At 31.7% G+C, this 8,082-nt stretch carries 6 protein-coding genes; 4 read left to right on the top strand and 2 right to left on the bottom strand.

The window, feature by feature from the left end; genetic code table 11:
• Positions 1 to 537: TetR/AcrR family transcriptional regulator (locus tag SOY52_RS01280; protein ID WP_320847176.1), on the top strand; the 537-nt coding region annotated here is incomplete at its 5' end.
• Here the strand turns inward: SOY52_RS01280 and SOY52_RS01275 are convergent.
• Positions 534 to 1,046, bottom strand: a complete 513-nt coding sequence (locus tag SOY52_RS01275; protein WP_320847175.1) for a flavodoxin family protein — start codon at positions 1,044 to 1,046, stop codon at positions 534 to 536. The genes SOY52_RS01280 and SOY52_RS01275 overlap by 4 nt on opposite strands.
• 299 nt (positions 1,047 to 1,345) lie before the next feature.
• Here SOY52_RS01275 and SOY52_RS01270 point away from each other — a divergent pair, with 299 nt between their 5' ends.
• From SOY52_RS01270 to SOY52_RS01260, 3 genes are all read left to right on the top strand, one after another.
• A complete protein-coding gene (locus SOY52_RS01270; protein ID WP_320847174.1) occupies positions 1,346 to 2,077 on the top strand; it encodes a fimbria/pilus periplasmic chaperone in 732 nt (243 codons plus the stop codon).
• A gap of 9 nt (positions 2,078 to 2,086) precedes the next feature.
• Entirely contained in the window at positions 2,087 to 5,359 is a 3,273-nt protein-coding gene (locus tag SOY52_RS01265) for a hypothetical protein (RefSeq protein ID WP_320847173.1), read from the top strand.
• A gap of 222 nt (positions 5,360 to 5,581) precedes the next feature.
• Positions 5,582 to 7,237: an MBL fold metallo-hydrolase gene (locus tag SOY52_RS01260; protein ID WP_320847172.1), complete on the top strand. Its 1,656-nt coding sequence runs from the start codon at positions 5,582 to 5,584 to the stop codon at positions 7,235 to 7,237.
• On the opposite strand, the gene SOY52_RS01255 is transcribed toward SOY52_RS01260, so the two are convergent.
• Positions 7,234 to 7,818, bottom strand: coding sequence for a GNAT family N-acetyltransferase (locus tag SOY52_RS01255; RefSeq protein ID WP_320847171.1), 585 nt, complete (start codon positions 7,816 to 7,818; stop codon positions 7,234 to 7,236). The two genes, SOY52_RS01260 and SOY52_RS01255, sit on opposite strands and share 4 nt — an antisense overlap.
• Between the last annotated feature and the right edge of the window lie 264 nt (positions 7,819 to 8,082).

The raw sequence follows: 8,082 nt of genomic DNA, 5'->3' as shown, positions 1-8,082 counted from the left end.
CATGGATATGAAGGAGTTAGTGTTGCAATGATTGCAGAGCGTTGCTCAATTAAAGCTCCTTCATTATATAAACACTTTAAAAGTAAGAAGGAAATCTTTGAAGAAGTTTATAACCATTCTTGTAAAAAGCTTGATGCTGTTATTTCTCAAATAGCTTTAAAGGAAAGTGAAGAGAAAAATATTAGTGAAGAAATCCTATTTAAAAAACAAAAGGAAATTGTGAATTTACTAATTCATGATGATGAAATTAAAAGATTAAGATGCCTTATGAAGCTTTCAAATGATAGCCAAATTAAAGCTATGTATTCAAAGAGATTTTTTGATCAAATTATTAATTACCATGCAGCTCTATTTTCATCATTAATTGAAAAGAAAATAATGATTAACGAATCTCCTTCTGCTCTTGCACTTTTGTATGATAGTCCAATTATCGTTGTGCTTGATGAACTTGATAGACATCCAGAGCGAGAAGAAGAGTTACTAAATCGATTATATGAGCACTGTAAACTCTTTATAAAGCTGGTCACAAAAACTTAAATAATTGATTTAATTTGATTTTTTACTTCATCAGTTATTTCTAAAATTTTGTCCTGATAAGCTTCAAATGCTAAGAATGAATTAAACGGAACGTTAATATAGACCATCATTTCTTTAAATTGGTCATGAAGAAGCTTATACTCAACATCTGTTGTTTCTGCACCACCTGTTAAGATAAGTTTAAACTCTTTTCCTTTCCAATTATTAAAGCTATATAGACGATCGATGAAGCATTTTAGAGTTGCAGTAACACCCCACCAATAAATAGGAGAGATAAATACAAGAGTTGATGCTTCATTTAATTTTTCAACAATTGTTTCAAAATCATCTTTAATAATACACTTATGATTTTCATTTTTATGACATTGATCACAGCCCATGCATGGCTTAATGTTAAAATCTCTTAGCTGGACTATTTCTGTGTTTTCACACATTTCTTGATAACAAGAAGCAAGCTTTAAGGATGTTCCTTTTCTAGGGGAACCAACTATTATTAATGTTTTATTCACACTATCACCTCTTTCTATATTCTAAACTAGGATAATTGATTTTTGAATATTCAATTATTATGAGAAAAAACTAGATTTACTTATAAAATTACTATTATTATTGTCATAAAATAACTTTAGAAAGCTAAAAAGAAGTATCTATTTTAGTAAAAAATTATAATCATATGACATAAGTATATCCGGTATTTAATTAAATAAATAATATTGATAGAGTTTATTCTTTGCTTTATAATCTAAGAGTTGTCATATCAATCCTATTTATGGAGGAGACTGTAGAGTTTTGCTACAGCAGAAATTTAATGAAAAGAGCCATTTCTTTATTATTGATGTTCATTTTAGCATTAACAGCTGTTTATGCTTTCCAATTTGAACCTCTCACACAAACTTTTAGTGTTTCAGGTTCAGCTTCAACAAGAACATATACAATCACAAATGATAGTGACGAAACTATTGCCGTAACAATTAGTGCATTAGTACGTGACCAAGATGCAAATGGTAGCGAAGTAAATAAAGATGGTTCTGCATATTTCTCTATTCAGCCTGCCAAGGTTCTAATCCAGCCTCAGAGTGCTCAGATTATAAGAGTGCAATATAGAGGACCAAAGACTGTAACAAGAGAATTAAGCTTTAGAATTAAGGCTGAACAAATTCCTTATTCACAGGGTAGAAGTAGCACAAATACAAGTATGTTTAACTTCCTCTATGTTTATAATGCTTCTGCATATGTTGAACCATCAAAGGTAACTGAAAGAGTAATTGTTTCTAAAGCTCAAGAGACTCAAGATGGTTTACTTGCATTAACCTTTGCTAATGCTGGTACTGTTCACCAGTTATTAAATGAAGCAGTTGTTACTGTTCAAGATGGAGCAGGACACAGTGTAGTTCTTTCAGGTAATGAAGCATTACCAGATATCTATGGTGTAAACATTCTTGCTGGAAAAACTTGGACTAAGAATGTGCCTTGGCCAGAAGGGCTTGACCATGGCTCAAATTATAAAGCTTCAATATCCTACAATTATTCAGTACAGTGACATTTTTAGATGCATAGAGCAAATAACTCATTTAGAAAGATTTTTTTAGCTGTTTTCTTTTCTCTTGTATGGTTGTTTTCACTTTCATACATAATTTGGTATTTATTCAATTTTCCAGTTGAGAATAAAGAAAACGCTAATATTGTTTATCAACAACAAGAAGATTTAAAAAATGAGAGTTTAGCTAATTCTGAAGTAATATTACCAGACCAATTAGAAATCATTGAATATGATGATAACCCAGTTGAAAATATCGAAGTAATTAGTGAAGAAGTAAATAAGGAAGAAACACATTCTGCTCCTATAGTTAATGAAAATCCATATATTCCTTACAATGTAATAACTGTTTTTAAAAATGAGGTAGAAGATTCAAGTAGTGAACCTGAAGAAACTACTCAAGAAGAAATAGTTGAAGTAGGAGATGTTTTTGTCCAAGAAAGTGAAGAAAAGAGTCAAGAAATAATAAGAGTTCCTGATGAACCAATTATGTTTGAACCTCTTGTAATGGAGATGTTTGAGGATGATTTATTCCTTCCTCCAGTTACTCCTGTTTATGATGATGACTTCTTCGCTGATTTCTTTGTTTCTGGCTCTGATAGCTTATTAATTGAAGATGGTGTTTACTACTACAAACTATATATCGATGAAGATTATTTAAGTGATATAGAAGTAGTATTTGAAAATGGCATAATGAGTTTTCAATCATTTGAGTTAAAACTCTATGTCGGAGAATTAATTACAGAGAAAGCATATGAGCGCATTTTTAACAATGCTCCTGAAATGATTAATCTAGAATATCTAGAAGAGAAGGGTGTTGAAAGCGTTTGTGATGATAATAACTTTACAATTAAGCTTCACTTTTCTTTAATTGATATGCCAGAAAGAGTCCTTTCAATTACAAATTACTCAACAGGACGTGATCGCTTCTCTCTTTCTGGGGCAACAGAAATAAAAAAGAACTTCTTTAGTTTAGCAACAGCATTTAGTTTTTATGCAAACTATGACTGGATGATAAAGCCAAAATATGACTATTGGTACCTTTCATTAAATAGCTCCAACTATATGACATTTGGAGACCTTAACTTAGACTTGTACTACAACATAGGTTATAGGGCTGATAAGCTTTCCTTGAATGTTAATAGCTATCGATTCTTCTATGATTTTGTAGACCAAAGTATAAGAGTTTCATTTGGAAATGTATCTGGTTATGGCCTTGGTAATGAGAATACAAGTGTTGGTATTCAATTTGAAAAGAACTACTCATTTGGTAACCAAAGTGCGAAACGAAATTCACAACAGCAATACGTAGAGGTTTACGAGGATAGTCGTATTAGTGTTGAGTCTAATGGTAAGAAGGTTTATGAGAGAACTGTTACTCCTGGAAAGTATAGAGTTAAAGATTTTTCATTTGAAACAGGTATCAATGAGGTTGCAATTACTATTACTCCACTTTGGGTGTTAAGTGCTTATACAGATCCTGAACAAATTAAAGAGCATAGTGAGATTTATGAATTTTCACTTGCTTATGACAGCCAACTTCTTAGCTATGGAGACTGTCTCTATGGAGGATCATTAACAATTGGAAGAGAAACTATTAGAAGTAGTAACACTACTACGGATGGATTACTTTTAAAAATACTTCCTGATTACTACCATAGCTATCACTTCAATGATATAGCTCTATCTTGGTATCAAAACTTTGGGATTTCTGACACCATAACTTTAAATAGTAATTACTCTGTTAAAGCAACACCAAATGGTAATAATGCAGCAAGTGTTAATTTTACTCTTATTAATGCAAATAGGTTAGGAACCTCAACTTTTGCATTTGCTTCTAAAATTGATAGTGGAAGTAATATTCCTCTATTAGGACTTTCTTTAAATCATAGATTTATAATGAAAAATAAGATTGTAAGTTCACTTTCATTTGCAATAGATTACTCAAACCCAGTTACAAATGGCTTAGTAGATCATGAGTTTTCTTTATCATTAAATTTTGGTGGAAGCCTTGGTATTTTACGCTATTCTTTATCAACACTATTAACACTAAATAGTGGATCAATACTTGATCCTATTTGGAGAATAAATGGTTCTCTTAGCTTCTCTCCTATGAAGAATATGAGTATTTCTACATCTGTTTCAGCTTATCAAAATAGTAGTGTTTCAGATAAACCTCAAATTGTTGGCTACATTTCTGCTTCATATTCATTCGGAAAAACAAATATTTCATACTCTTCAGATTACTTTAAAAACAACAACATTAACTTCTCGTCATCTATTGGTAATGATAATGTTAACTTAAATGTTTCTCGCCTTGATTTTAGTGATTTTTCAAAGCATAACTTAGCTTCTTCATTCACCCATGCAGGAGAAACATACTTATTTGGTATTCGTGCACAATCCTATGATAACTACAATAGATTCTCTGCAAGCATGAATTTATCAACTGCTGTTTTCTATACCGATGGATTGTTTGCAATTAGCCGCTCTGTTAAAGATAATTTCTTAATTATCAGACCTTCTGGAAGTATTAAAAAAGCAACAATTGAGGTTGCAAAGTCTACTGGATCAAATGCAGTTCAATTAAAGACTTTATTTGGAAATGGAATGTACAATGGGCTTTCTTCAAGAGGTAGAAATAATTTAGTTGTATATATAAGTGGTAAAAATGAATTTGCAGATACTCAAACTTTTGCTTATGAGCTAAATACAAAGGGACGTGGTGGCTTCTCAATTAGAGCTAAAGTTCCTGATGTATTTACAGTCTCTGCCGTAATTAAGGAAAATGGTGTTCCTCGTTCAGATTTCTCATCTCCTGTATATGAATTATTAACAGACAGTGAAACTGGTATTTCTAGACTTGCAGAAAATCCAAATCTATATCTATTTAGTGATCAAGATGGTAGATTCTTAATTTCTGGTGCAGAGAGTGGTATTTACTTCTTCGATTACAACTATGAAAATGCTTGGTACGCAGTTTGCTTCATAGTTGGAGAAGATAAAAATGAAGATAATAGAGTTTGGACCTTTGATGATTTTGATGCAGCTTTACTAAATCGTTTTGATCATAATGAAGACGGTGAAATTGTTGGTTCCTACGATGTCCCTGGCATCGAACTTTTAACAGAATATAGTGGATATGCTGTTCTTGATAATGGAAAGGCTGAAAATACTCAAGACTTCTGGAATAACCTCTTCCCTGCATTTGATGAGGATATGGATTTCTTCTCTACAGAGGATGAGGAAATGATTAGTGATGTAGTTGTTTATTCAGCGGATTAATTTTTCCAAACACTCTAGATATTTATCAATATCTTAAAACCAAAAGCATTTTAGATTATTAACTGAGTGTGAGACAAAACTTAATATGGAAAAGAAAAAAACAGCCTATAGAAATTGATGTTTTTATTATGTTGATAAAACTTCTCTAATTAGATATTGCAAAGTTGAATTTTTTTTCATTCTTTAACTTCTTACCGTATAATATATGTAAGGAGAAAAGCCATGAAGCTCACATTTTTAGGAGCCGCTCGCTTTGTAACCGGCTCACAATATTTACTTAATGCAGGAGGTTTAAACCTCCTAATTGACTGTGGCCTTGCTCAAGGCCAAGATGAAAAGATTTGCGGAAGAACCTTTTCATTTGATCCTAAATCAATTGATTATGTATTACTAACACATGCTCATATTGACCACTCAGGAAGAATCCCTCAACTTGTAAAAGAAGGCTTTAATGGTACCATTTTAGCAACTTCTGCAACTTCAATGCTTTCATCGATAATGCTTCTTGATTCAGCCTCTATTCAAGAAAGTGAAAGTGAGTGGGTGAATAGAAAGAGAGAAAGAAAGGGTGAAGATCCAATTGATCCAATATACACTAAGGATGATGCATATAAAGCATTAGAACTATTTAGTCAAACTGAATATGGAAAAACCAATATTTTAAATGAAAATGTTCGTGTTAGGTTTATTGATGCTGGTCATTTATTAGGTTCAGCTGAAATAGAAATCTTTGTTAAAGAAAATAATAAAGAGACAAAGATTGTGTTTTCGGGTGATATTGGAAACTTAGATCAACCAATTATTAATGACCCAGAATATATTAAAAGTGCTGATATAGTTGTAATGGAATCAACATATGGTGATAGATTACATCAAAAAAAGAGTACAGATGATTTATACAAAAGAGCAAAGACTTTAGCCGAGATTGTTGATCGAACTTTTAAAAGGGGAGGTAGAGTTATAATACCTTCCTTTGCAGTTGGAAGAACACAGGAGCTACTATATCTATTTAAGATTATTGAAGATAAAAAGTATCTTCCTTACACTGTTCCAGTTTATCTTGATTCTCCTTTATCGATTAAAGCAACTACTGTTTTTAAGTCTTGTACTTGTGAAAACTACTTTGATAAAGAAGCAATGGAGATAATAAATCGAGGTGAAAATCCATTTGAATTTCCAACCCTACATAAGGTCAAAGATGCAGCTGACTCAGCAAGATTAAATACTTTAAAAGAAAGTATTGTAATAATTTCATCCTCCGGTATGTGTGAGGGTGGTAGAATTAAGCATCATTTAAAACATGGTCTATATAAAAAAACAAATACTATTCTATTTGTTGGTTACCAAGCTGCTGGTACACTTGGTAGGTCAATTGTTGATGGTGCTAAACATGTTACAATTTTTGGTGATCAAGTAGATGTTAATGCTGAAATAGCTTCTCTTGATGGTCTAAGTGGACACGCAGACCATGATGGCTTAATTAAGTGGATTACTTCTTTTAAAACTCCTCCACAAAAAATATTTGTAACTCATGGAGACAAAAATGTTGCACCACTTTTTGCAAGAGAGCTTGTTGAAAAGTATAACTATAAAGCATATGCACCTCATTTAAATGAATCATTTGATTTAGACGATGTCCTTCCATATCAAGAGCGAGAAGCATATATCGATGAAAATGATAAGCTGCTTAATGAATCTAGAGAACTTCTTGCAAGTGGTCTTGAAAGAGTTGATGAGGTAATTAATAGACTTAATGATGCAGCAAGAAAAGCTGACCGTGAAGATAAAAAAAGATGCATCAGACTCTCTGATGCAATTCGAAGACTTTCTTCTGATTTATTTGATCTTGCAAATAAATGGAATAGTGATAGTGATTAGAAATTTTTTATCAATACTAATCCCCAAGGCTTTTCAATAAAGGTTGAAAAGCCCATTTTCTTATAAAAGGCTTGAGCGTTAGTATTTTTTGCACCAACACCTAAATAAACACTATTTATTTGATGATTCTTTAAGTTTTGTGTAAATGTATCAATTAGTTTTCTTCCTAGTCCCATGTGTTGTCCTTCAGGAAGAATATCAATATGAAGGTGTGCTTGAGCTTGTGGATAAAACTCTGCTTCAACACCATTTTGAATCATAGAAACGATGTTTTTATCGCTCTGTGTTATTGCAGTAGTAAACTTATTTCTAATTGATGGAAGAAACTCATTATTTAGATATTTATAAAAGGCCTTTGAATCATAGCAACCAACAATGTAACCTACGATTTTTCCATCAAGTTTTGCAACAAAACAACAAGATGGATCAAATAACACATATGGAGTTAAATATATCTGTCCAACTAATGCTTTATCTGAATAAAGATGTGTTCCATCTTTTCCACTATCTGCTGTGAGTAAGCATATTCTCTCTAATTCTGGGATGTCTAATTTGCTTGGATTTTCTATTACAATATTCATAAATAGTGATAATAACAGATATAAAAATAAAAAGAAAAAATATTTTTGTTTTTATTTTTATATTTTGTATACACTTACAAAAAATGTATAAAAAATAATCAAAAAGTACTTGAAATAAAATAATAAAAGGAGTAGATTGCTAACTCGTTGAGCGACGCAAGGAGCTAAAGCCACTAAGAAGGTGAGAGAAAAAAATAAAAAAACTTTCAACTTAGTAGTTGACGAAAACAGAGCAAAAATGCTAGATTAACAAAGCGCGTAAGA

The organism is Bullifex sp. (genome assembly GCF_034103065.1).
Lineage (GTDB): Bacteria > Spirochaetota > Spirochaetia > Sphaerochaetales > Sphaerochaetaceae > Bullifex.
The sequence above is the reverse complement of the archived record's forward strand: the minus strand, read 5'-3'. Positions and strand labels throughout refer to the sequence as shown.